24 protein-coding genes are annotated in these 24,948 nt (G+C 63.7%); 16 read left to right on the top strand and 8 right to left on the bottom strand.

Going from position 1 to position 24,948, the window contains the following annotated elements; all coding sequences use genetic code 11:
- Nucleotides 1-7 precede the first annotated feature (7 nt).
- From clpA to VQ044_RS01820, 3 genes are all read left to right on the top strand, one after another.
- Nucleotides 8-2,506, top strand: coding sequence for an ATP-dependent Clp protease ATP-binding subunit ClpA (gene clpA / locus VQ044_RS01830; protein WP_331827595.1), 2,499 nt, complete (start codon nt 8-10; stop codon nt 2,504-2,506).
- Between the two features lie 71 nt (nt 2,507-2,577).
- A complete protein-coding gene (locus VQ044_RS01825) occupies nt 2,578-3,315 on the top strand; it encodes an AzlC family ABC transporter permease (RefSeq protein WP_327646341.1) in 738 nt (245 codons plus the stop codon).
- Nucleotides 3,315-3,671, top strand: a complete 357-nt coding sequence (locus VQ044_RS01820) for an AzlD domain-containing protein (RefSeq protein ID WP_327624060.1) — start codon at nt 3,315-3,317, stop codon at nt 3,669-3,671. Before VQ044_RS01825 ends, VQ044_RS01820 begins: the two co-directional genes overlap by 1 nt.
- 29 nt (nt 3,672-3,700) lie before the next feature.
- On the opposite strand, the gene VQ044_RS01815 is transcribed toward VQ044_RS01820, so the two are convergent.
- The 4 genes from VQ044_RS01815 to VQ044_RS01800 form a co-directional block, all read right to left on the bottom strand.
- The gene (locus VQ044_RS01815) at nt 3,701-4,123 is read right to left on the bottom strand and encodes an HIT family protein (RefSeq protein WP_327646342.1); all 423 of its coding nucleotides are present in this window, start codon (nt 4,121-4,123) and stop codon (nt 3,701-3,703) included.
- A gap of 96 nt (nt 4,124-4,219) precedes the next feature.
- Nucleotides 4,220-5,446, bottom strand: a complete 1,227-nt coding sequence (locus VQ044_RS01810; protein WP_327646343.1) for a GNAT family N-acetyltransferase — start codon at nt 5,444-5,446, stop codon at nt 4,220-4,222.
- Nucleotides 5,447-5,484: 38 nt separating this feature from the next.
- Nucleotides 5,485-6,219 carry a glycerophosphodiester phosphodiesterase family protein gene (locus VQ044_RS01805; RefSeq protein ID WP_327646345.1) on the bottom strand — a complete coding sequence of 245 codons (735 nt, stop codon included), beginning with the start codon at nt 6,217-6,219 and terminating at the stop codon, nt 5,485-5,487.
- A gap of 1 nt (nt 6,220) precedes the next feature.
- Nucleotides 6,221-6,688 (bottom strand): RidA family protein, encoded by a 468-nt coding sequence (locus VQ044_RS01800; RefSeq protein ID WP_327624064.1) that lies wholly within the window; start codon nt 6,686-6,688, stop codon nt 6,221-6,223.
- 135 nt (nt 6,689-6,823) lie between these two features.
- Between VQ044_RS01800 and VQ044_RS01795 the strand changes: the two genes are divergently transcribed.
- The 11 genes from VQ044_RS01795 (at nt 6,824) to VQ044_RS01745 (ending at nt 19,706) form a co-directional block, all read left to right on the top strand.
- The gene (locus VQ044_RS01795; RefSeq protein WP_327624065.1) at nt 6,824-7,657 is read left to right on the top strand and encodes an EipB family protein; all 834 of its coding nucleotides are present in this window, start codon (nt 6,824-6,826) and stop codon (nt 7,655-7,657) included.
- Nucleotides 7,658-7,867: 210 nt separating this feature from the next.
- A complete protein-coding gene (gene rpsB / locus VQ044_RS01790; protein WP_327624066.1) occupies nt 7,868-8,764 on the top strand; it encodes a 30S ribosomal protein S2 in 897 nt (298 codons plus the stop codon).
- A gap of 339 nt (nt 8,765-9,103) precedes the next feature.
- Nucleotides 9,104-10,030: a translation elongation factor Ts gene (gene tsf / locus VQ044_RS01785; protein ID WP_327624067.1), complete on the top strand. Its 927-nt coding sequence runs from the start codon at nt 9,104-9,106 to the stop codon at nt 10,028-10,030.
- A gap of 334 nt (nt 10,031-10,364) precedes the next feature.
- Nucleotides 10,365-11,933 carry a DegQ family serine endoprotease gene (locus tag VQ044_RS01780; protein WP_327690977.1) on the top strand — a complete coding sequence of 523 codons (1,569 nt, stop codon included), beginning with the start codon at nt 10,365-10,367 and terminating at the stop codon, nt 11,931-11,933.
- Nucleotides 11,934-12,024: 91 nt separating this feature from the next.
- Complete coding sequence (locus tag VQ044_RS01775; protein WP_327650888.1) at nt 12,025-13,287, top strand: replication-associated recombination protein A; 1,263 nt, start codon at nt 12,025-12,027, stop codon at nt 13,285-13,287.
- Nucleotides 13,288-13,441: 154 nt separating this feature from the next.
- A complete protein-coding gene (locus VQ044_RS01770; protein ID WP_327646349.1) occupies nt 13,442-15,058 on the top strand; it encodes a BCCT family transporter in 1,617 nt (538 codons plus the stop codon).
- Nucleotides 15,059-15,154: 96 nt separating this feature from the next.
- Nucleotides 15,155-15,532: a fluoride efflux transporter CrcB gene (gene crcB / locus VQ044_RS01765; protein ID WP_327624070.1), complete on the top strand. Its 378-nt coding sequence runs from the start codon at nt 15,155-15,157 to the stop codon at nt 15,530-15,532.
- Between the two features lie 35 nt (nt 15,533-15,567).
- Nucleotides 15,568-16,554, top strand: a complete 987-nt coding sequence (locus tag VQ044_RS01760) for an RluA family pseudouridine synthase (protein WP_327624071.1) — start codon at nt 15,568-15,570, stop codon at nt 16,552-16,554.
- Nucleotides 16,554-17,255, top strand: coding sequence for an HAD-IA family hydrolase (locus VQ044_RS01755; RefSeq protein ID WP_327624072.1), 702 nt, complete (start codon nt 16,554-16,556; stop codon nt 17,253-17,255). Before VQ044_RS01760 ends, VQ044_RS01755 begins: the two co-directional genes overlap by 1 nt.
- 45 nt (nt 17,256-17,300) lie before the next feature.
- Complete coding sequence (locus VQ044_RS01750; protein ID WP_327624073.1) at nt 17,301-18,023, top strand: ATP12 family chaperone protein; 723 nt, start codon at nt 17,301-17,303, stop codon at nt 18,021-18,023.
- A 150-nt stretch (nt 18,024-18,173) separates the two neighbouring features.
- Nucleotides 18,174-19,706, top strand: a complete 1,533-nt coding sequence (locus tag VQ044_RS01745) for an acyl-CoA carboxylase subunit beta (protein ID WP_327624074.1) — start codon at nt 18,174-18,176, stop codon at nt 19,704-19,706.
- Between the two features lie 11 nt (nt 19,707-19,717).
- Here VQ044_RS01745 and VQ044_RS01740 read toward each other — a convergent pair whose 3' ends face one another.
- From VQ044_RS01740 to VQ044_RS01730, 3 genes are all read right to left on the bottom strand, one after another.
- The gene (locus VQ044_RS01740; RefSeq protein WP_327646351.1) at nt 19,718-20,671 is read right to left on the bottom strand and encodes a sensor domain-containing diguanylate cyclase; all 954 of its coding nucleotides are present in this window, start codon (nt 20,669-20,671) and stop codon (nt 19,718-19,720) included.
- Nucleotides 20,672-21,029: 358 nt separating this feature from the next.
- Complete coding sequence (locus VQ044_RS01735; protein ID WP_327646404.1) at nt 21,030-21,812, bottom strand: molybdopterin-binding protein; 783 nt, start codon at nt 21,810-21,812, stop codon at nt 21,030-21,032.
- Nucleotides 21,812-22,597, bottom strand: coding sequence for a cytochrome b/b6 domain-containing protein (locus VQ044_RS01730; RefSeq protein ID WP_327646353.1), 786 nt, complete (start codon nt 22,595-22,597; stop codon nt 21,812-21,814). The genes VQ044_RS01735 and VQ044_RS01730 overlap by 1 nt, the downstream gene beginning before the upstream one ends.
- A gap of 240 nt (nt 22,598-22,837) precedes the next feature.
- Between VQ044_RS01730 and VQ044_RS01725 the strand changes: the two genes are divergently transcribed.
- Together VQ044_RS01725 and VQ044_RS01720 are read left to right on the top strand one after the other, a co-directional pair.
- Entirely contained in the window at nt 22,838-23,896 is a 1,059-nt protein-coding gene (locus tag VQ044_RS01725) for a type III polyketide synthase (protein WP_327646354.1), read from the top strand.
- A complete protein-coding gene (locus tag VQ044_RS01720; RefSeq protein WP_327646355.1) occupies nt 23,889-24,434 on the top strand; it encodes an isoprenylcysteine carboxyl methyltransferase family protein in 546 nt (181 codons plus the stop codon). The genes VQ044_RS01725 and VQ044_RS01720 overlap by 8 nt, the downstream gene beginning before the upstream one ends.
- 6 nt (nt 24,435-24,440) lie before the next feature.
- Here VQ044_RS01720 and VQ044_RS01715 read toward each other — a convergent pair whose 3' ends face one another.
- Complete coding sequence (locus VQ044_RS01715; RefSeq protein WP_327624080.1) at nt 24,441-24,893, bottom strand: YaiI/YqxD family protein; 453 nt, start codon at nt 24,891-24,893, stop codon at nt 24,441-24,443.
- Nucleotides 24,894-24,948: the final 55 nt, after the last annotated feature.

Genomic DNA, 24,948 nt, shown 5'->3' with positions numbered 1-24,948 from the left:
GTGAAGCTTGCCGACATTTTCGCAGAGCCTAGAGAAATCGCTGCATCAGGCACTGACACTTGCAAACGAGCGGCGACAGGAATTCGCGACCCTGGAACACCTGCTGCTGGCGCTCCTGGAAGACAAGGATGCGGCTGCGGTGATGCAGGGCTGCAGCGTCGACCTTGATATCCTGCGTAGGAATCTGACCACCTACATCGACACCGAACTCGCCAATCTCGTGACCGGCCATGACGAGGACTCCAAGCCCACCGCCGGATTCCATCGGGTGATCCAGCGGGCGGTCATCCATGTGCAGTCCTCGGGTCGCGAAGAAGTGACCGGGGCGAACGTGCTCGTCGCCATTTTCGCCGAGCGCGAGAGCCATGCCGCTTATTTCCTGCAGGAGCAGGAAATAACCCGCTACGACGCGGTCAATTTCATCTCGCATGGGATTTCCAAGCGCCCCGGGGTCACCGAGAGCCGGCCCATCCGCGGCGTGGAAGAGGACCAGTCGACCGTAGGCCAGGACGAGGAAGGCAAGCGCAAGACGCCGCAGGATGCGCTGACGGCCTATTGTTCGAACCTCAACGAGAAGGCGCGCAAGGGCAAGATCGACCCGCTGATTGGCCGCGCCGAGGAAATCAACCGCACGATCCAGGTGCTGTGTCGGCGCTCCAAGAATAATCCGCTGTATGTCGGCGATCCGGGCGTCGGCAAGACGGCGATCGCCGAGGGGTTGGCGAAGCGAGTGGTCGAAGGCGACGTGCCGGACGTGCTCGCCGATGCGACGATCTTTTCCCTCGACATGGGAACGCTGCTGGCCGGAACCCGCTATCGGGGCGATTTCGAGGAACGTCTGAAACAGGTGGTCAAGGAACTCGAGGAGTATCCGGGCGCGATCCTGTTCATCGACGAGATTCACACGGTCATCGGCGCCGGCGCGACGTCGGGCGGCGCGATGGACGCGTCGAACCTCTTGAAACCGGCGCTGTCTTCGGGCGCGATCCGCTGCATCGGCTCGACGACCTATAAGGAGTACCGCCAGTTCTTCGAAAAGGACCGGGCGCTGGTCCGCCGCTTCCAGAAGATCGACGTCAAGGAGCCGTCGATCGACGATACGGTGTCGATCCTCAAGGGATTGAAGCCCTATTTCGAGGACTTCCACCGGGTGAAGTTCACCAATGATGCGATCAAGTCGGCGGTGGAATTATCGGCGCGCTACATCAACGACCGCAAGCTTCCGGACAAGGCGATCGACGTGATCGACGAAACCGGGGCTTCGCAGATGCTGCTGCCCGAATCCCGGCGCAAGAAGCAGATCGGGGTGAAGGAGATCGAGGCGACCGTCGCGACCATGGCACGCATTCCGCCGAAGGCCGTCTCCAAGGACGACGAGGTTGTTCTGGCTCATCTCGATGCGCAGCTGAAACGGGTGGTCTACGGCCAGGACGCTGCGATCGACGGTTTAGCCTCGGCGATCAAGCTGGCCCGGGCCGGACTGCGCGAGCCGGACAAGCCGATCGGCTCCTATTTGTTCTCGGGCCCGACCGGCGTCGGCAAGACCGAGGTCGCTCGCCAACTGGCGTCGGCGCTTGGTGTGGAACTGCTGCGCTTCGACATGTCGGAATACATGGAACGCCACACGGTTTCGCGGCTGATCGGCGCACCTCCGGGATATGTCGGCTTCGACCAGGGCGGGCTGCTCACCGACGGCGTCGACCAGCACCCCCATTGCGTGCTGCTGCTGGATGAAATCGAGAAGGCCCATCCGGATCTCTTCAACATCCTTCTGCAGGTGATGGACCACGGCAAGCTGACCGATCACAACGGCAAGCAGATCGATTTCCGCAATGTGATCCTGATCATGACGACCAATGCCGGGGCGTCGGAGATGGCCAAGGCCAACATCGGCTTCGGACATTCGAGGCGGACCGGAGCGGACGAGGAGGCAATCAATCGTTTGTTCACGCCCGAGTTCCGCAACCGGCTCGATGCCATTATACCGTTCGGCGCACTGCCGACCCCGGTGATTCATCAGGTGGTCGAGAAGTTCGTCATGCAGCTCGAGGCTCAGCTCTCCGAGCGCGGTGTGACCTTCGAGCTGGCGCCGGAAGCCGTCGCTTGGTTGGCCAACAAGGGCTATGACGAGAATATGGGCGCGCGTCCGCTCAGCCGGGTCATTCAGGAGCACATCAAGAAGCCGCTGGCGGATGAGGTGCTGTTCGGCAAGCTCAAGCATGGTGGGACGGTCAAGGTCACCGTCGTCGAGGCGGAGGACGGTGAAAAGCAGCTGAAGCTTGAGGCGATCGCCGACGTGGTTCCGCCCAAACCGAAGCGTTCGTCCAAGGCGAAGAAGCGGGTGAAGGTCGCGGCCGACGGACCGGACTTCGACGACGCTCCGTCCGAGGATGACGACGATGCGGCCGGCGGGGGCGACGCCGAAGGCGAGCTTGCAACGGTGGTGGCGGCGCGCGCCGGAAAACGCCCCGGCACCGTGCCGAAGGTCCCACGCAAATCCTCCTGATCCGCAAATCCAAAAGGGGTCGCTCCATCGGCGACCCCTTTTTCGTGCACATCCTTCCAGAGACCTGAACCATGCATGGTGAGACAGCCGCACGAGATCGTTCGTCCCTGTTCTGGGCGCTCCGGGGCATCAGGGGAATCGCCAGCCCGCCGGCGCTGATCCTGACCACCGCCTTTGTCGGCTTTGCGGCACTCTGCCGCGATGCCGGTCTGACCTGGGTCGAAGCCTCGTTCATGACCGCCACGGTCTGGGCGTTGCCGGCGAAAATCGTTCTGGTCGGGGCCATCACAGCCGGTGCCTCGCTCCCGGCGACCGCGTTGGCGGTCGGACTGTCGTCGCTGCGGATGATGCCGATGGTCGTCGCGTTGATGCCGGTGATCAAAGGACCGAAGACCCGAACCGGGACGCTGCTCTTCCTGTCGCATTTCGTCGCGATAACCGGGTGGATCTTCGCAATGGAGCGGATCGAGACCGTGCCGCGCGACAAACGCACCGTCTTCTTCGGCGCCTTCGCCGTAACCCTGACGACGATCAACACCGTCCTCGTCGCCCTTGTTTTTAATTTGATGGGCCAATTGCCGGCCCTGGCGACAGGCGCGCTGGCGTTTCTGACGCCGGTCTATTTCCTGACGTCGCTCTTCGGAACGGCTCGCGAAGCATCCGGCCGTATTGCGCTGTTCACGGGAATGGCGGCTCTGCCGCCGGCCCATTGGTTCATACCCGGCTTTGAACTCCTGGTCGCCGGAATTGCCGGCGGGACGGTCGCCTATATGGCCGGCCGGATCATCGAAGGGCGGCGGCTCGCGTGATGGGCGATTTGAGCTTCACCGCGATTGCGGAGCCCTGGTGGCCCTTCGTCTTCATCCTTTTGGCGGGATGGCTGCCCACCGACATATGGCGTTATCTCGGCGTCCTGTCGGCCGGCCGCATCGACGAGCACTCGCCCTTCGCGGCCTTTGCACGGACGATCGCGACATCGCTGGTGGCGGCCGTAATCGCGCAGCTGGTACTGTTTCCCACCGGTTCGCTCGCCGCGATCGCCCCGCTCATCCGGGTCGGAGCTCTTGCGGCGGGCTTCGCGGCTTACCTGCTGTTGGGCCGGCGGGTGCTGGTCGCCATTCTCATCGCCGAGGCGATTCTCATCGGCGGCGCCGTCCTGACCTGAGCACAATCTGCGGGCCAGGTTGCGGACAATCAGCCGAGGGCGGCGCGAATGCGGTCGGCCTGCTCGGAGAGGACAGCCTGGTCGAGCATGCCGCCGGCATGACGTTTCAACGGCACCCCGTCATAGATCGGCACCACATGGAAGTGCAGGTGAAAGACGGTCTGCCCCGCCGGCGTCTCGTTGAACTGCGCGATCCGCACGCCATCGGCCTCGAAGGCTTTCTTCACCGCGCGGGCGAGCTTCGCCACCACCGGCATGACCTTCGCCAAGGTCTCGTCCGTGGCATCGAGGAGATTGCGTGAGGGTGCCTTGGGAATGACCAGGCAATGCCCCTTCGACTCCGGCATCACATCCATGATCGCGATAGCCGCCGCATTCTCGTAGAGCGTCTGGCTCGGGAGTTCGCCGCGAAGGATTTTCGCGAAGATGTTGCCGTCGTCATAGGTGTCCATGAAAATCCTTCCCCTCTGTGCTCACCCGACGTGCGGGGATTGCCTCCACAGATGCGGCACCGCGCGGCTTTTGTCGACTGTGCCGCTCGCCGCGCATCAGGACGCATCTTTCTTGTAAGGCGTATGGCCGCCCAGAATCTCGCCGACACGCGCGACCTCGGTGCGTTCATGATCGAGATAGTCCTCGATCGCGCGGCGCAGGCCCGGATGGGCGATCCAATGGGCCGAATGCGTTGTCACCGGCTCGTAGCCGCGGGCCAGCTTGTGCTCCCCTTGGGCACCTGCCTCGACGACCGCCAGCCCATGTGCGACCGCATAGTCGATCGCCTGATGGTAGCAGACCTCGAAATGCAGATAGGGGTGGTCTTCCACGCACCCCCAATTACGGCCGTAGATCGTATCGGGGCCGAGGAAATTCAGTCCGCCGGCGATGTAGCGGCCGTTGCGCTTGGCCATCACCAGCAAGATCTGCGCGCCCATCCGCTCGCCGACGAGGCTGAAGAATTCGCGATTGAGATAGGGACGACCCCATTTGCGGCTGCCGGTGTCCATGTAGAACTCGTAAAAGGCGTCCCATACGGCCTCGGTGAGGTCGCGCCCGGTCAGCCATTCGATCGAGATGTCGTTGACGAGCGCCTGTGCCCGCTCTTTGCGCAGGGCTTTGCGCTTGCGCGAGGCGAGGGTGCCGAGAAAGGCTTCGTAGCTGTCATAGCCCCGATTGTGAAAATGAAACTGCTGGTCGGTGCGGTGCAGCCAGTCCGCGTCTTCAAACGCAGCCCGATCGGCCGGCCGCAGGAAGGTCGCATGAACCGACGACACGCCGGTCCTGGCGGCGTAGCTCTTGGCTCCCTCGGCAAGCGCCATGCGGCGGGTTGCCGCGCCACCGTCGCCTCCGACCAGAAGACGTGGGCCGCTCGCCGGGGTGAAAGGCACCGCCATCTGCAGCTTTGGATAATAGCGACCGCCGGCCCGCTGGAACGCGTCGGCCCAGCCGTGATCGAAGACATACTCGCCTTGACTATGCGACTTCAGATAGGCGGGCGCGGCCGCGATGGGCTTCCCGCCTGGGCCTTCAAGAACCAGATGCTGGGGCAGCCATCCTGCCGGTTGGCTAACGCTGCCGCTGTCTTCCAGCGAACTAAGAAAGGCGTGGGAAACGAACGGGTTGATGGTGGTTTTTTGTGTGTTGACGGAAGCCGAATCGACCGCAACTGCCGCCAACTCGTCCCATCGCTCGGCCGCGACCGCGCCGATCGTATCGACGATCCTGATCGTGAATATGTCGTCGCCCTCGACTGGAGCGCCCTGCGGCTTTTCCATCATGGCGGAGAGTTATGTCGCCGGTGGCGCGACGCAAGCCTTCAGGACTCAGGTGTAAAGCCCTCGAAGGTCATCTGGTCGCAATAATCGCGGCTGCGGCGAACGTCTTCAGCCGTGCGGACCGTCCAGGAGATCACCGGCGCGCAGTGCTCGCGCCGAACCCAATCGACGAAGGCGTTCGGCAGATGGTGGACGTTGTAGGAGCAGAAGTCGCAGCCGCCTGCATAGATCTGCCGATGCGCCGCCAGAACCTCGGGCCGGGTTCCCTCGGCCGTGAGGCCGATCGGGCGGTTTGGGCGCGCTTCGAGCATTTGGCCGATGAGCCACGAATCGAACGACATCAGCGCGAGCTGGCCGGCATAGGCTTCGACGATCGGGCCAAGCCGATCAAAATAGCCTTCGTCGCGGGCCGGATCGAGCCCTTTCAACTCCATGACCACGGGAACGCGACCATCGACCATCTCGAGAAACGCCGAGACTGTCGGAATGCTGACCCCGGTGACGGCGAGGTCGAGTTCCTGGATCGCAACGTCTCGGGTCGCGCGAAACGCGCCTTCGCGGCCGGTGAGCCGGTCGAGCGCGGCGTCGTGGAAAATATAAGGCGTGCCGTCAGCGGAGAGCTGGACATCGCATTCGATCGCCCAGCCCGACGCGATCGCCGCCTGTGCCGCCGGAATTGAATTCTCGGCGACGGCTTGATTGCCGTCATGCAATCCCCGGTGGGCGATCGGCCGCTCGACCAGCCAGCCGAGCGGACCGCTATAGCGGGCGATCATGTCAATCGATCTCGAAAAGCGCTTCGATTTCGACCGCTGCGTCCAGGGGCAGCGCCGGGACACCAACCGCCGAGCGCGAATGGCGGCCCTTGTCGCCGAGGATCTCGACCAGGAAATCCGACGCGCCGTTGGCGACCTTGTGCTGTTCGGTGAAGCTGGCGTCGCTCGCCACGAACACGGTGAGTTTGAGGAGGCGGTTCACCCGGCGCCAGTCGCCGCCGAGCGCGGCATTGGCCTGCGCGAGAATGTTGATCGCGCACAGGCGCGCCGCCGCCTGACCCTCTTCCAGCGAGACGCCGGCGCCGAGCTTGCCGACGACGGCTAGCTTGCCATCCTCGATCGGAAGCTGGCCCGATGTCTGCAGCAGCCGGCCGTGTACGACGAAGGGAACGTAGTTTGCCGCGGGGGCCGCCGCCTCCGGCAGAGTCACACTCGCGGCGCGCAGACGGGTCTCGATCGAATCGGCCATGATATTGTCTTCCTTCGTCTTCAGGGATAGGAGCGCCGGATGGGTTTATCGCCCATCACGGCCCACGGAATAGGGTGCTGCGAAATTCGATCGATCGGTAGCCCATCCGTCGATCCAGCGAAAGATCATCCCGTCATGCGAGCGACAACCCTTCCGCTTTTGATCAGTATCGTTGGGGTGTTTTCCGCCGTTGCCTCGGCGCAGGAACTGGTGCCGCACCGGGCCTCCTACGACCTGTCGATGCGTGAGGGGGATAGCGACCTGGTCGACGCGCAGGGCCGGATCGCGATCGAGATGCGCCGGAAGACCTGCGACACATACGACCTCGACTATCGCTTCGTGGCGCGCTTCCAGCAGGAGCAGGAACTGATCGTCACCGATCAGCAGACGCGCTCCACCGAAAGCGCCGACGGCGAGCGTTTCGACTTCGAGACCAAGACCTTCATCGACGCCAGTCCGGAAAATGCGGTGATTGGCACCGCGTCGACGCGAGGCGACGTGACGCGGGTCGCCCTGACAGCCCCCAAGGTCCGGACCGTCGAGGTACCAAAATCCCTGTTTCCGATGCAGCATACGATTGCGCTGATCGGGCAGGCGAAGGCCGGCGCGCGGATCGTCGAGACACGGCTCTATGATGGCGACGAGGAGGTCGAGAAGCTTTTGACGAGTACCGCGGTGATCGCGCCGGCTTCGGAGTCTGGCACGGGGCGCGACGGGAAGGTGGCCGAGGTGACGCCAAGCGACGGGCGCGCGTCTCTATCTGACCAGCTTACCGGTCTCGCCGCCTGGCGTATCAGCGAATCCTTTTACAATTCCGACAGCGACCCGGACGGTCTGCCGATTTTCGAAACGGCCTATACGCTCTACGAGAACGGCGTCTCCGATGATTTGGTGCTGACCTTCGACGGCTATACCTTGGCCGGCGGCCTCGCGAGCCTCGACCTTTTTGAAATACCTGACTGCCCCTGAACCGACGGGGCGTAGCAACGCCGTGCCGTTAGAGGCAAGCCAAACGCGCGCTTGGCTTGCCTCGTCGCGGCTTTTGGTGTATCGGCGCGTCCATTCCACACACGGAAGTCGGGTTTCGACGGTCGAGTTCTGCTCGAACGACGCAATCCACCGGTGGCGGCATCCGGCCGCTTCTTTCCGTGGAGGCTCAACCGGTAAAGGAAACATACCATGGCATTGCCAGACTATTCCATGCGCCAGCTTCTCGAAGCGGGCGTCCATTTCGGCCACCAGACTCACCGCTGGAACCCGAAGATGGCGCCCTATATCTTCGGCGCGCGCAACAATATCCACATTCTCGATCTCGCGCAGACGGTGCCGCTTCTGCACCGCGCTCTGCAGGCGGTCTCTGACACGGTCGCCCGTGGCGGCCGCGTGCTCTTCGTCGGCACCAAGCGCCAGGCGTCGGACATCATCGCGGACGCGGCGCAGCGTTCGGCCCAGTACTACGTCAACGCCCGCTGGCTCGGCGGCATGCTGACCAACTGGAACACCATCTCCAAGTCGATCCAGCGCCTGCGCAAGCTCGACGAGATGCTCTCTGGCGAGGCCCAGGGCTTCACCAAGAAGGAGCGTCTGACGCTGCAGCGCGAGCGCGACAAGCTCGACCGGGCGCTCGGCGGTATCCGTGACATGGGTGGCGTCCCGGACATGATCTTCATTATCGACACCAACAAGGAGTCGATCGCGATCGAGGAGGCCAAGCGGCTGCATATCCCGATCGTCGCGGTAGTGGATTCGAACTGCAATCCAGCATCGATCGATTACCCGATCCCGGGCAATGACGACGCCGCTCGCGCGATCACTCTCTACTGCGACCTCATCGCCCGGTCGGCGGTGGACGGCATTGCCCGCCAGCAGGGCGATTCCGGCGTCGACATCGGTGCGCTCGAAGAAGCACCTGTCGAGGAGGTGATCGAGGAAGAGACGGTTGCTGCTTCGGCAAGCGAAGAAGCTGCCCCGGCAAGCGAAGAAGCGGCTCCGGCTGCAGCCGCCACCGAAGAGCCGGTCGCTGCTGAGCAGGCTGAGGCCGCCGGCGACGAGAAGACCGAGGCGGCTAGCGCCTGAGCAAATGTCGAAGAGCAAGGGTTCCGGCGTGGTTGACGCCGGGACACTGCCTCGAGCGTTGCATGAGCAAACGGATGCATGGTCCTGTTTGAAAGTCTCGATCGATTTTCAGGAGGCATGCCGAGATCACACCGAATTCGGACCGCACGGGTTCAACGCCGGCACCGTGATCGCATCGAATGAGTGAGCGGAGGCGGCGGAGAACCAGCTCCCGTTTTTCTTTGCCCGGCTCTCGCGGCCGCGACTCGACCCACCAAGGTGCCGTAACCGAGGCGCCACATGTCCGGCGCACCCGTTCCCATCGAGCCGGTGCGCCCAATTATTTCTGAAGAGGCAAACATGGCAATCACCGCTTCAATGGTCAAAGAGCTGCGCGACCTGACCGGCGCCGGCATGATGGACTGCAAGACCGCTCTGGCCGAGAACGACGGCAACATGGAAGCGGCGGTCGACTGGCTGCGCACCAAGGGCATCGCCAAGGCGGACAAGAAGTCTGGCCGCACCGCCGCCGAAGGGCTGGTCGGGGTCGCGGCCGAGGGTTCCAAGGCCGTCGTCGTCGAGGTGAACTCGGAAACCGATTTCGTCGCCCGCAACGACGCCTTTCAGTCGATCGTGCGCGATATCACCAATGTCGCCCTGACAACCGATGGCTCTGTCGAGGCGGTCGGCGCGGCGACCTATCCGGGTTCGTCCAAGAGCGTGAACGACACGATCAAGGATGCCATCGGAACGATCGGCGAGAACATGGCCCTGCGCCGTTCGACGATGCTGAGCGTCGGCGAAGGCGTCGTGGCGACCTACATTCACAATCAGGTAGTCGACGGACTCGGCAAGCTTGGCGTTCTCGTGGCGATCGAATCGGCCGGCGACAAGGCGGCGCTGAATCAGTTCGGCCGTCAGGTCGCCATGCATGTCGCCGCGACCAATCCGCTAGCATTGTCCGCTGAAGAGATCGACGCGGCCACTGTCGATCGGGAGCGGGCAATCTTCGTCGAGCAGGCGCGGCAGTCGGGCAAGCCGGAGAACATCATCGAGAAGATGGTGGAAGGACGCCTGCGCAAATTCTACGAGGAGGTCGTGCTTCTCAAGCAGGCCTTCGTCATCAACCCGGATCTGACCGTCGAGAAGGCGCTGGCCGAGGCGGAAGCCGGTTTCGGGGCTCCTGCCAAGATCGTCGCCTTTGAGCGATTTGCGCTCGGCGAAGGGGTCGAAAAGGAAGAGACCGACTTCGCCGCCGAGGTCGCCGCGGTCGCCGGCAAAAAGTAAGCATCGCCCGGCATTCCGTCATCGGAATAGGCCGGAGCAGACGGGAAGAGGGTGGCCGCTTTTGAAGCGGCTGCCCACGACATCAAGAAGATCGCGATGGCGCTCGCCGCAAAGCCAGCCCCACGCACGAGCTGCGCCAACACACCCAACCGGCGCCGTCTCACGAACCCGCTCAGACAAACTTCGCCGCTCGAAACAAAAAACTCCGCCGAAAATCGACGGGGTCTGTCAGCACTCTGACGGGCCTCGATAAGGCCCCTTTTTCATGGCTCTCGTCTGGTTTAAACCGGAGCCGACTTCCAAAGGCGAGTCGGCGGGGAACGACAAGCGGGTGATGCGGTCGCAACAGGTCTTATGGGTCGCTTTGATCGCGACCTTTCTAGCAGCCTCGCCAACTCTGGGGGCTGATCACGGCTGGAGCGTGGGCGGCTGGATCGACGGATTGCTCGGTGAGCAGACGCCGGACCGCGATGGTGGCAGGGTCGACAGGCAGCAGTCCTCGGGCGAGCCCGGGACGCGCACCAGCGCTGAAGACGATCAAGGGCCGGTCGTTTTGGCTCCTGATAAATCTGCTGGCAAGGCGGAAGCGGTGCCGACCAGCCGGGCGGAAATCGATCTCTCCTTCGCGCCGCTCGTCAAGGAAACGGCGCCGGCCGTCGTCAACGTCTATGCCGCGCGCGTGGTCCCGACACGGCAATCACCCTTCGCGAACGATCCCTTCTTCGGCCAGTTTTTTGGCCAACGGTTCGATGACCGGCCACGCATGGAGTCGGCGCTCGGTTCCGGTGTGATCATCGATTCATCTGGCCTCGTCGTTACCAACAACCATGTCGTCGAGAACGCCGACGAGGTGAAGATTGCCTTCAGTGATGGTCGCGAATTCGAAACGAAGGTGCTTCTCAAGGACAAGAAGGTCGATCTGGCGATCCTTGCGATCGATGGCGCCGGGCCGTTCCCCTCGCTGCCGATCGCCGACTCGGACGAATTGGAAATCGGCGATCTCGTCTTGGCGATCGGCAATCCGTTCGGCATCGGCCAGACTGTCACCACCGGTATCGTCTCGGCGCTGGCGCGCAACCATATTGGCGTCAACGATTTCGGCTTCTTCATCCAGACGGACGCGGCGATCAATCCCGGCAACTCCGGTGGCGCCCTGATCGACATGAAGGGGCGGCTGGTGGGCGTGAATACGGCGATCTTTTCGCGTTCCGGCGGCTCCAACGGCATCGGCTTCGCGATTCCCTCCAACATGGTGGCGAGCTTCCAGCGCGCCGCCAAGGCGGGCGGGCGTTTCGAGCGTCCCTATGTCGGCGCAACCTTCGCCTCGGTTACGCCCGATATCGCCGATGCGCTCGGTCTTCCCCGGCCGACCGGTGCGCTGGTACAAGCGGTGGTGAAGGATAGCCCGGCCGCAGAGGCCGGCATCACGGTTGGTGACGTTATCTTGTCTGTCGACGGGTTTGCGATCAACAATCCCGATGCCCTCGGCTACCGGCTGGCGACAGCAGGCGTCGGGCGCACGGCGAAGGTGAGCGTTTTGCGTGGCGAGGATCGGGAAACCATCGATCTCCCGCTGCAAGCGGCTCCCGAAAACCCGCCACGAGATGAGCGCAGCCTGTCCGGCAACAACCCGTTTTCCGGCGCGACCGTGCTCAACCTGTCGCCGCGCGTCGCCGAGGAGCGGGGACTGCCAGCTGACAAGACCGGGGTCGTCGTGGCGACCGTGGAACGCGGATCGTTGGCGCAGCGCTTCGGCCTGCGGCCAAACGATATTCTTCTGACCATCAACGGCGACGTCATTGCCTCGACGAAGTCGTTGGAGGAAATGCTGAAACGGCGCTATCGCGGCTGGCAATTCGAAGTTGAGCGGGACGGTCGTCGCATGACCCAAATGGTGCGCTGACTTGGCGGATCTCTTTGGCGGCGGCGATCCGGGACCGTCGACCGGCACAGGGAAGGGCGCGCAGACGCCGGCCGACGATCCCTCGCGGCCGCTGGCTGACCGGCTGCGGCCGCGCGCGCTTGCCGAGGTCGCCGGTCAGGAACATCTGACCGCGGAGGGCGGCGCGCTGTCGCGCATGCTCGCAACCGGTAGCCTTGGCTCCATGATCTTCTGGGGACCACCCGGCACCGGCAAAACCACCGTCGCACGGCTTCTCGCCAATGAAGTCGATTATGCTTTCGAGCAGATCTCGGCAATCTTTTCCGGTGTCGCGGACTTGAAGAAGGTCTTCGAAGCGGCGCGACTGCGCCAGTCCAACGGCAGGCGAACGCTGCTGTTCGTCGACGAGATCCATCGCTTCAACCGGGCGCAGCAGGATTCGTTCCTGCCGGTGATGGAAGACGGCACGGTCGTCCTCGTCGGCGCCACGACCGAAAACCCGTCCTTCGAGCTCAACGCCGCGCTTTTGTCGCGGGCCCGGGTTCTCACCTTTCGCCCGCACGGGTCGGAGAGTCTTGCCAAGCTGCTCCTGCGGGCCGAGGCGGCGGAAGGCCGGCCCTTGCCGCTCGACGAGGAGGCGCGGGCGGTGCTGCTGCGGATGGCGGATGGTGATGGTCGCGCGATCCTGACATTGGCGGAGGAGATCTGGCGTGCGGGGCGGGCGGGCGAGGTTTTCGACGCGGCCAGCCTGCAGGACATCGTCCAACGTCGGGCGCCGGTCTACGACAAGGGCCAGGACGGTCATTACAACCTGATCTCCGCTCTGCATAAATCGGTGCGAGGATCGGACCCGGACGCGGCGCTCTACTGGCTTTGCCGAATGCTCGATGCCGGCGAGGATCCGCTGTATCTCGGGCGCCGGCTGGTGCGAATGGCGGCTGAAGATATCGGGCTGGCCGATCCGCGGGCGCTTGGCATCGCGCTCGCAGCCAAGGACGCCTACGACTATCTCGGCTCGCCGGAGGGCGAATTGGCGCTGGCCGAAGCGACCGTCTATCTGGCGGCGGCGCCGAAATCCAACGCTGTCTATGTCGCCTACAAGGCGGCGATGCGCGCCGCCAAGGAACGCGGTTCGCTGCTGCCGCCCAAGCATATCCTCAACGCCCCGACGACGCTGATGCGCTCGGAGGGCTACGGCGCCGGCTATGCCTACGATCATGACGCGCCGGACGGGTTTTCCGGGCAGAGCTATTTCCCCGAAGACATGGGACGGCCGGTTTTCTACCGCCCGACTGAGTGGGGGGCGGAGGTTTCAATCGGCGAACGTCTTCGATATTGGGCGGAGCTGCGGGGAAAACGGCACGCTCAGGACTAACGCTTCGGCCGATTCTGTGGGATTTACCTAATCAGGCCGCGCCGGGTGCCCAGAGGCCACGTTTTGTGGCAGACTGGTTGCGAGTCCCCATTCGTAAGGACCGCTGTTTTTCTTTACGATCCAATTGCAGTACTGATTTGAAAGTGAGGTTTCGATGTCGCTCGAACCTGGCCAGTTAGCCGAACATTCCGTCACCGACTATGAGGTCGGGCAGGATAATCTGCGGAAATACGGTTTGGATATCCACAATCCGGTGTTCCCGGTTTCTGCCGGACTGATCATCGCCTTCGTTGCTTTCACGCTGCTGTTTCCGACCGTCGCCGACGATTTCTTCGGCTGGCTGCGTCCTGCACTGACCGCGAATTTCGACTGGGTCTTCCTCATCGCGGGCAACATTTTCGTCCTGTTCTGCCTGTTCCTCATCGTGTCGCCCTACGGCTCGATCCGGCTGGGCGGCAAGGACGCCAAACCGGAATATGGCTATTTCGGCTGGTTCGCGATGCTGTTCGCGGCCGGGATGGGCATCGGCCTGATGTTCTACGGCGTCTCGGAACCGATCTCGCATTTCTCCACCTCGCTCGCCGGCGATTCCTGGGCGCCCCTTGGTGGCGCCGTTGGCGATACCGAGGCCGCCCGCCGGCTCGGCATGGCTGCGACGATCTATCACTGGGGGCTCCACCCCTGGGCGATCTACGCGGTGGTCGCCCTGGCACTGGCTTTCTTCAGCTATAATTGGGGCCTGCCACTCACCATGCGCTCGGCCTTCTACCCACTGCTGGGCGAACGCGTCTGGGGCTGGCCGGGTCACATCATCGATACGCTGGCCGTCTTCGCAACCCTGTTCGGTCTCGCCACGTCCCTCGGTCTCGGCGCGGAGCAGGCAGTCGCCGGATTGAACTATCTCTTCGGCGTTCCCGCGACGACGCTCAGCAAGATCGTGCTGATCGTACTGATTACCTGCGTCGCACTGGCTTCCGTCGTTGCCGGCCTCGATGCCGGAGTGAAACGGCTGTCCGAGATCAATATGGGTCTCGCGCTGCTCTTGCTGGGGTTCATCTTCCTGGTCGGGCCGACCATGGATATCGTTCGTGGCATCTTCGGCAATTCGGTTGCCTATCTGCGCGAGGTCATCCCGCTCTCCAATCCGTTCGGCCGCGTCGACGACAACTTCAGACAGGGCTGGACGAGCTTCTATTGGGCCTGGTGGATGAGCTGGTCGCCCTTCGTCGGCATGTTCATCGCGCGGGTCTCGCGCGGCCGCACCATTCGGGAGTTCTTGACCTGCGTCCTGATCATCCCGACCGTCGTTTCGATCATCTGGATGACGGTATTCGGCGGGACGGCCCTTACCGAGACGATCGACGGCTTCGCCGGCATCGTCGACGCGGCGCTCGAAGTGAAACTCTTCGTTATGCTCGGCCAATTGCCGCTGACGTCGATCTCATCCTTTTTGGGCATCGTCCTGGTGATCGTGTTCTTCGTCACCTCGTCCGACTCCGGCTCGCTGGTCATCGATACGATCACGGCCGGCGGCAAGATCGACGCACCGGTGCCGCAACGGATATTCTGGGCGACCTTCGAAGGCCTGGTGGCGATCGCGCTGCTGGTCGGCGGCGGGCTCGCTGCGCTTCAGGGTGCGGCGATCGCGACGGGCTTTCCGTTCGCGTTCCTGCTCCTGGCGCTGTGCTGGTCGACCATGCGCGGGCTCCATGCCGAACGGCGGCAGCCGTTCCTGGAACAGGCGAAGGCCGAGGCGAACGCCGCGGAGTAGCGGTTCCGTCACGGTTCGCGGCGGCGCCGACAATCTAAGCTCGGCGCCGCCGCCGCGTGGCTAGCCTCACTTCGATGGGGCGGCTATAGAGGCGGCATGTATCACCTCATCCTCGTTGCCGCGGGCGGCGCGATCGGTGCGAGCCTTCGACACTTGTCGAACCTTGCGGCGCTTCGTTTTCTCAGTCCGAATTTTCCGTTTGGTACTGCCTTCGTGAACGTCTCCGGATCATTCCTGATGGGTATCGTGATGGAGATCGTTGCGCGCCGCTTCGGTGCGTCGAATGAATTGCGGCTGTTCCTCGCCGTCGGGCTGCTGGGCGGGTTCACCACCTTCTCGTCCTTTTCGCTCGATGCGGTGGCGCTCTATGAGCGCGGGGCGTTCGGTTTGGCGGCGTTTTACGTCATCGGTTCCGTCGTCGCCGGAATCGCGGCGCTGTTTGCCGGATTCGCCGCGGGACGGGGGCTAGTCTGATGGCGGCTGAGGCAAGCCAAGTAAAGGAAAAGACAATGGCGTCTGTCGAACAGCGACGGATCGAGGAGGACGAGGCCGGCTTGCGTCTCGACCGCTGGTTTAAGCTGCACTATCCGGGCCTCGGCTTCGGCCATCTGCAGAAGTTGCTGCGCTCGGGTCAGGTGCGGGTCGACGGCGGCCGCGCCAAGTCGGACACGCGCGTTCTCGCGGGGCAGATGGTCCGCGTGCCGCCGATGGGAACCGACTCGGCACGGGGGAAGGTCGGCCCGCTGACCCGCAACACGATCCGCGACCAGCACGATGGCGACGTGTTGGCGCAGATGCTGATCTACGAGGACGCCAAGGTCTATGTCTTCAACAAGCCGGCCGGCCTTGCCGTTCAGGGTGGCTCGGGCGTCTCCCGGCATGTCGACAAGATGCTGGAGGCCTGGCGCAGCCGTAAGGGCGAGAAGCCCCGCCTCGTCCACCGCCTCGACCGCGACACGTCCGGTGTCCTCGTCGTTGCCCGCACGCGCGGCGCTGCGACAGCGCTGACCAAGGCGTTTCGCGAGCGCGACACCAAAAAGGTCTATTGGGCGGTCGTCAAAGGCGTCCCGACACCGCGGGACGGGCGCATCTCGACCTTCCTTGTCAAAGAGCAGACGGAGGACGGCGACCGAATGCGCGTCGCCAAACACGGCGAGGAGGGGGCCGACCACGCACTGACCCATTACCGGGTGATCGAAAATCTCGCCCAGAACTTCGCCTGGGTCGAGTTCGAGCCCTATACGGGGCGGACCCATCAGCTGCGCGTCCACGCTCTCCATATCGGGCATCCGATCCTCGGCGATCCGAAATATTTCGAGCACGACACCAATTGGGAGTTTCCCGGCGGCGTCCAGAAGCGGCTGCATCTGCATGCGCGTCGCATTGTCATTCCCCATCCGGACGGCGGTGTCGTCGATCAGATCGCGCCGCTGCCGCCGCATATGGTGCAGACCTTCAATCTCTTCGGTTTCGACGAAGGCGCGTTGGGCGACTGATGCGCGCGGTTCTGTTCGATTGTGACGGCACCATCGCCGATAGCTGCGGCCTGATCTGCGACATCATGCGGCGGGTCTTTGCCGAGCACGGATTACCCGAGCCGGAGGATGCCGAGACGCGCGGCATCATCGGCCTGTCGCTGGACGTCGCGATCGGCCGCCTGCATCCCACCGCCGAGCCGCCATTGCTCGCCGCGATGGTCGAGGGCTACCGCCGGACTTTTCGCGCATCGCGGGCGGACGAGCGGTTTCGCGAGACACTGTTCCCGGGCATGAAGGCGCTGATCGATCGGCTTTCGGCCCGCGAGGACGTGCTGCTCGCCATGGTGACTGGCAAGTCGCGTAGCGGCGTGGCGGCGATCTGCGAGACGCATGGCATGGAGTTCCATGCCGTGCGCACGGCCGACGATTGTCCATCCAAGCCGCATCCGGCCATGGTGGAGGAGTGCTGCGCCGAATTCGGGCTGGACCCGCGCCATGCGCTCGTCGTCGGTGATTCCGTCTTCGATATCGAAATGGCGAGAACGGCCGGTGCCCCCGCGCTGGGTGTCGCCTGGGGCACCCACGAAGCCGCGCCGCTGCTCGCCTCCGGCGCTTACGCCGTTGCCGAGACGGTCGACGAACTCGGGGCGTTCATTGACGCCTGGCTGCTCGGCGACCCGCTCCAGGCGGAACGCGGCCGTCGGGTGACGATCGACTGATGCCGCGAAGGGTTCGGCTTTCGCCATGACGACAGGAGACACGCGATGACCACCGGCACGGGTCGATCCGGACTGCCCAAACGGTTCTATCAGACCGTTACGCTGGCGGAAGCTGCCGGCGGGTTCTCCGTTCTGCTGGATGGTCGCCCGGTCAAGACGCCGGGCCGCCGGCCGCTCGCTGTGCCGCTTCCCGCGGCTGCGCAGATGATCGCGGCCGAATGGGAGGCGCAGCGCGAACGCATCGACCCGGCGACCATGCCGATGACGCGGCTGGTCAACACCGTGATCGAGGCGATCGCCGACGATCCGGTTCCGGTGCGCGACGATATCGGTCGCTACGTCGAGACCGATCTCTTGTTCTATCGAGCCGGTTCGCCGGAACGACTCGTGCAGCGCCAGCGTGAGGGCTGGGACCCGATTCTCGATTGGGCCAAGGACAGCTTCGGCGGCCGCTTCGTCCTCGCCGAGGGCGTCATGCATGTCGCGCAGCCGCCGGCCTCAATGGAGGCGTTTCGTGCCTGGCTGGCGAAGATCGACGATCCGTTCCGCATCGCCGCGATGCATCAGGCGACGACGCTCACCGGCTCGGCCCTGCTGGCGCTCGCGGTCGCCGAAGGACGGCTGTCGGCCGAGGAAGCGTGGTCGCTCGGGCACCTGGACGAGGACTGGAACATCGAACAATGGGGCGCCGACGAGGAGGCGGCGGCGCGGCGGCGCCAGCGCTGGGAGGAGATGCGCGTGGCGGCGGTGTTCCTGGGGCGCGCGTAGCGCAAAAGGGCGTATCGCTTTCGCATTCCTCGGCCTATTCGACTTACCGCCGATTGCCGGCGTCGTTCGATGCATTTATCCGGGTATGATGATGCCGTGAGGCAGGCGCATCGGCCGACATCAAAGCCGAGCGGGCAGGGGGGACGAAAGATGCACGAGATGCTGGCCGAACTGGAAGTCCGGCGCGAACGGGCGAGGCAAGGCGGCGGTCAAAGGCGCATCGATGCCCAGCACGAAAAGGGCAAGCTGACCGCCCGCGAGCGTCTCACGGTGTTTCTCGACGAGGGTTCGTTCGAGGAATTCGACATGTTCGTCCAGCACCGGGCGACGGATTTCGGCATGGCGGAGCAGACGATACCCGGCGATGGCGTCGTCACCGGGTGGGGCACCGTCAACGGCCGCACCGTGTTCGTCTTCGCCAAGGATTTCACCGTCTTCGGGGGCTCGCTCTCCGAGGCCCATGCCGAAAAGGTCCAGAAGGTCCAGGATCTGGCACTGCGCAACCGCGCGCCGATCATCGGCTTCTACGACGCAGGCGGCGCGCGAATCCAGGAGGGTGTCGCCGCGCTCGGCGGCTATGCCGAGATCTTCCAGCGCAACGTGCTGGCCTCGGGCGTCATCCCGCAGATTTCGGTGATCATGGGGCCTTGTGCCGGCGGCGACGTCTATTCTCCGGCGATGACCGACTTCATCTTCATGGTTCGCGACACGTCCTACATGTTCGTCACCGGGCCGGACGTGGTGAAGACAGTGACCAACGAGACGGTGACGGCCGAGGAACTCGGCGGCGCCTCGGTCCACACCGTCAAATCCTCGATCGCCGACGGCGCCTATGACAACGACGTCGACGCGCTGTTGCAAATGCGCCGGCTGATCGACTTCCTGCCGGCATCGAACACCTCGCCGGTACCCGAACTCGACTTCACCCAGTCGGTGTTCGAGGAGGATCGCTCGCTCGACACGCTGATCCCCGACAACGCCAACAAGCCCTACGACATGAAGGAGCTGATCCGGAAGACGGTCGACGAGGGCGACTTCTTCGAGATCCAGCAGGCCTTTGCCGGCAACATCGTGACCGGCTTCGGGAGGATAGAGGGTCGCACCGTTGGCATCGTCGCTAACCAGCCGATGGTGCTGGCCGGCGTCCTCGACGCGGATGCGAGCCGCAAGGCGGCGCGCTTCGTGCGCTTCTGCGACTGCTTCTCGATTCCCGTCCTCACCTTCGTCGACGTGCCGGGCTTCCTGCCGGGCACGGCGCAGGAATATGGCGGGCTGATCAAGCACGGCGCCAAGCTCCTGTTCGCCTATGCCGAGGCGACGGTGCCGAAGGTCACGGTGATCACCCGCAAGGCGTTCGGAGGCGCCTATGATGTGATGGCGTCGAAACACCTTCGCGGCGACATCAACTATGCCTGGCCGACGGCGCAGATCGCGGTGATGGGCGCCAAGGGCGCGGCCGAGATCATCCACCGCAAGGATGCCGCCGATCCGGACAAGATCGCCGCTCACGCCGCCGCCTACGAAAAGCGGTTCCTGTCGCCCTTCGTCGCCGCCGAACGCGGCTATGTCGACGAGGTGATCATGCCGCACTCGACCCGCCGCCGGGTCGCGCGAGCGCTGGCCATGCTCCGTAACAAGGATCTCGACAACCCCTGGAAGAAGCACGACAACATTCCGTTGTGATCAGGTTGCCGTCACGCGGCAGCGGCAAAATTCGCGACGATTCGGTTTCGGCCGCTCTGCTTGGCGCGATAAAGCGAGGCATCGGCCACCGCAATCAGCTGGTCGAGCGAGGTCGCGCTCTTCCCCTTGGTGGCGACGCCGATGCTCAAGGTAACAGTCATCGGGCAGCTCGGAGCCGGATGGGGTATGGCCGCATCCCGCATGGTCGCGAGAATACGCCGCGCAATTTTCATCGCCTCGCCATACGAGGCGCCGGGTAGAACGACCACGAATTCCTCTCCCCCGTACCGGGCGACGAGATCGGAATCTTGGCGCGTCTCCGCGACAAGAAGCTTGGCCACCTGCCGCAGGCACTCATCGCCGCGCTGGTGTCCGCTGGAGTCGTTGTACGGTTTGAAGTGGTCGATATCGAGCATGAGAAGCGAGAGCTCGGTCCCCGAATTGATCGCGAGAAGCCACTCTTCCTTGAGATGTTCGTCGAAGCGACGCCGATTGGCCAGACCGGTAAGGCCATCTTGGCTCGCCAGAGTCTCAAGCGCGTCCTGGGCATTTTTCTGAGGCGTGATGTCACGGAGCGTTTCAACGACGGCCATCAGCGCCCCGCTCTGGTCAAAAACCGGACCCGCGTCTATCGCGAGATAACGGCGGCCGGAGCCGTTTGGTAAAACACACCAGTTTTCCGCTGCGAGAATGCTGAAGCGACCGTCTTTCGCCTGTCCATCGATTTGCCGCCAGTCGCTACGGTCGACGGTATAGAGAGCCTCGATCCTTGCCGATCCCGTAGCCTCCAGCACCAGATCGGCTAGACAAGGCCGTGGGTCCTCATAGAAAGCAGCCCAGTGCCGTTTGGTGCCGAGAACCGCTGAGGCACAGACGCCGGTCAGCTTTTCGCAAGCGCGATTCCAGATGATCACATGGCCGGACGCGGCCAGCACGAATGTCGGGACGACGAGATGCTCCAGCAACTGGTTCGCAAATTTGGTGTCGCTTAGAGTCCGTTTCGAAACTCACTGCGGCGGGTTCAAAGGCCCCTCGGATGGTCGCTCCGCAATGACATGATACCCGATTTCCGCGGGTTTGGGCGTCCCGGGTGAACCATGGAGGCTGGTCTTGGCAGGGTTTCGAAACGGCCTCTTAGATCCATTGTCACCATGTTGCGGCCCTCCCAGTCGAATCCTCACCATAGGGAAGTCACAGTAATCACCCAAACTTAAGAAAATATTCTCGTCTCCGGAAAACAAAGAGGCAAAGTCGTCGAGCTTGCTGCCGGCAACCGAACCAAAGGACCAAATCTTGGGGGAGAATTGCCCATGGACAGGAGATTCAGATCCCGGCAAACCACTCGTAGCCATTGTCCTCCCAATAGCCACCGCCGCCCTGGCCGTAGCCGTCGAGCGTGTCGGTGACGCGGATGGCGCGGATGTATTTCGCCATCTTGTAGCCGAGCTGTCGCTCGATCCTGACACGCAGCGGCGCTCCGTTTGATATCGGCAGGGTCTGGTCGTTCATGCCATAAGCGAGGATCGTCTGCGGATGCCGGGCGTCGGTGAGGTCGATCGATTCGTAATATTCGATCGGGCGCAGGAAGCCGCTGCCCATCGAATCAAAGCATTCGAACACCACGAAGCGCGCTTCCGGCTTGACGCCGGCCTGATCGAGCACGGCGGCGAGCGGCGTGCCGGTCCATTTGGCGATGCAGCTCCATCCCTCGACGCAGTCGTGCCGGGTAATCTGGGTGCGGGCGGGCATGTTGCGGAGTTCGTCGAGCGAGAGGCTGAGCGGTTTTTCGACGAGGCCGTCGACAGGCAGGCGATAATCGGAGAACTCCGCCTCCGCGAGGGCGCGATAGGCCGGGTTGCGCGGGTTGGTCGAGCCGTTCGGCCGCATCGGCTGGCGAATCTCGCTTTCGGAAAATTCGCGGGCGAGGGTATCCGAGCCGAGCAGGAAGCGCTGCACCCGGTAGGTGAGGGAGTTCGCGGTTTCGAGAACGTCGCGGATCTCGTTGTCGCGGACCCCAAGAAAGTCGAAACAGCCGGCGAGCGGTGCGGTCGAGGCGATCGTCGCCCCGGTGAGAAAGCGCCGGCGGGTGATCTGGGAGCGGGTCATCATTCGGACTCCGGATCGGCGCGGTACCAGCCGGTGATCATCGAGCGCAACTCGTTGAAGGGTCCGGCGAGGACCATCATGACGATGTGGACGACGAAGAACAGAACCAGATACAGCATCAGGATGAAATGGATCGTGCGCGCTGTCTGGCGGCCGCCGAAAACATCGAGCATCCACGGTGCCCATGCATTCACACCCGGCGACATGGTGAGGCCGGTCGCGATGATCAGCGGCAAAGCGATGAACAGCACGCTCGCATAGGACAGCTTCTGCAAGGCGTTGTAGCGGGCTTCGCGGGAAAAGCGCAGCCGCGCGTGGTCGGCGGCTTCGCGCGGCAGGTGACGGATGTCGTCGCCGCTCGGAAAAAGCTCCTTGATGTGACGGTTGATCAGGCTGGCGACTAGCCAGATGAGAAGCGTGATGGCGAGGCCCCAGGCGAAGAACAGATGCACGACCCGGCCGGTCGCCAGATCCCGGTAGCCGGGGATGGTCAGCCAGGATGGAAAGCTCTTCGGCTGTAGTCGGTCGCCCTCCCAGACCGCGCCGAGCCAGCCGGTGGTGTCGAAGGCTTGGCCGAACAGGATCGTCCGGCCCTTCATCGCGGCGCCATCCATAAAGGCGCCGATCGACAGGATGGTGTTGTCGTAGGCAAAACCGGATTCCTGGCCGATATAAAGATCCGGTCGCGCCATGAATATCTGCAGGCCCGAGAGAAGCAGGAAGAACAGGCAGAGCGTCCAGGCCCAATGGGTGATCCGCGTCCACAGCCGCTGCCGGTAGATCAATGGTCGCTCGAAGCACGATGAAACGGTCAGTTTGAAGCCTCCCTCGGGTATCCGCGGCGATTGGCCTCGCTCCAGGTCGCCGCCTTGGACACCAGTCTTGAGGGTCGAAGGCTGCGTGGGTCAAGACGTTTGGGATCACCACCGGTCGCGTGCGGTGACGTTTTCGTGTCAGCGGTATGCGCAACGAACACTGCCGCGCGCCGTTTGCGGGGAGTATACTCGATCCGGATCGGATTACTCTTGGCCCAACCGTCTGAACATTCGCCGCGCATTGCCGGCCTCGCCACCGCCGTGCCGCCCTATCCGCTGCCGCAGAGCGAGGTTGTTGCCCACGCCGCCGAAACCTTCGGTAGCCGGTTTCGCGATTTCGAGCGACTGCGCCCGGTGTTCGAGAGCACCGGCATCGCCATGCGCTATTCGGTGCGCCCGTTCGACTGGTTTCACGCCCGGCAGGATTGGCGGCAACGAACCGAGGCGTATCTCGAGGGTGCCACGGCGCTGTTCATCGAAGCCGCCGAAAAGGCGATCGCCGCCGCCGGCATCCTGCCGTCGGACATCGACACCGTCGTCACCGTGTCGTCGACCGGCATCGCCACGCCGTCGCTGGAAGCCCGCACTCACGGCGTGCTTGGCTTCCGGCCCGACATCCGCCGGGTGCCGGTCTTCGGGCTCGGCTGCGCCGGCGGTGTCTCGGGCCTCTCGCTTGGCGCGCGGCTCGCCCGCGCCGAACCTGGCTCCAAGGTGCTCGTCGTTGCGGTGGAGATCTGCACGCTGGCTTTCCGCTCGGACGAACTGACGAAAAGCAATATCGTCGCCACCGCCCTGTTCGGCGACGGCGCGGCCGGCGTGGTGCTGACCTGCGACAAAGCTGCGGGGCCGCGGATCGTCGCCACCGGCGAGCATCTGTGGCCGGACACGCTCGACATCATGGGCTGGCAGGTCGACCCGATCGGCTTCGGAGCAATCTTCTCCGCCTCGATCCCGGACCTCGTCACCGAGAAGATGCGGCCGGCGGCCGAGAATTTTCTGGCGCGACATGGCGAAGTGATCGATGATCTGGATGGCTTCGTCTTTCATCCCGGAGGGACCAAAGTGGTCCAGGCGCTCGAAAACTCGTTTGATCTGCCTCAGGGCGCGCTCAACATCGAACGCGAGACGCTGCGCGACTTCGGCAACATGTCGGCGCCGACCGCCCTGTTCGTCCTGAAGCGCAAGCTGGAGGACGGGCTTGCCGGGCGACACCTCGTCTCGGCGCTCGGCCCCGGCTTCACCGGCAGTTTCGCGCGGCTCGATGCTTGAGACGGTCGAGATCTACCCGAGCGTCTGGGCGACGGCGGCGATCCTCGCCTATGTGACGCTGCAACGGGTGATCGAGCTCAGCATCGCTCGCCGCAACACCAAACGGCTGCTACGCGAAGGCGCCTTCGAGGTTGCGGCGCCGCAATATTCGCTGCTGGTCGCATTGCACGCGGCTTGGCTTGGGCTACTGTGGCTCACCGCCTTTGGCGAGCCGATCAATCTCGTGTTTCTCGGGCTGTTCGGCCTCACTCAAGTGCTGCGCTTCTGGACGCTCGCCTCGATCGGCAGGCGTTGGACGACGCGCATCATCGTCAAGCACGGGGAGGCGCTGGTCACGAAGGCGCCATATCGCTTCATGGCGCATCCGAACTATGCGGTCGTGGTGCTGGAAATCTTCCTGCTGCCGGCAGTTTTCGGGCTTTACGCGCTCGCGATCCTGTTCTCGCTGCTCAACGCCGGCGCGCTGGCGATCCGTATCCAGGCGGAACAACGCGCGCTCAAGAAGCACACGCGTGGGCGGAAAAACCTGAAATTATGAGCCGTTTCAGTCGTTTGCCGCCGTGCGCCTCAACACCAGATCGAGCGTTTGGCGAAACCTTGAGCGGTCGGTGGTCGTGAAGGCGGCGTTATAGCCCTTGCTCTCGCCGGTTTCGCGCAGATGCTGCTTGAAAGCCCGCATTGACAAAGCGGTGCCGATCGATTCGCTGGTGAACTCGTGCCCCGTCGGGCCGAGAGCGGCGGCGCCTTTTTCAAGAGCCCGCGCGGCCAGCGGGATGTCGGCGGTGATAACGACGTCTCCCGGATTGGCGGCTTCGGCAATCCAGTCGTCGGCCGCGTCCGCGCCTTCGGACACGACAATGATCCGGGCGTCGGGATAGCGCGACGGCCGCATACCGCCGTTGGAGACCAGCACCGCGTCCGCGCCATGCCGGACGGCGACCTCGATCGCCTCGTCCTTGACCGGGCAGGCATCGGCATCGATCAGGACTGTGGTCATTCAGATATCCTTCCAGGCCAAGGCTAAGACGATTCCATTTCTCGTGGCAGCCATA

Source organism: Aurantimonas sp. C2-5-R2, from assembly GCF_036549495.1.
GTDB classification, from domain to species: Bacteria; Pseudomonadota; Alphaproteobacteria; order Rhizobiales; family Rhizobiaceae; genus Aurantimonas; species Aurantimonas coralicida_A.
The sequence above is the reverse complement of the archived record's forward strand: the minus strand, read 5'-3'. Positions and strand labels throughout refer to the sequence as shown.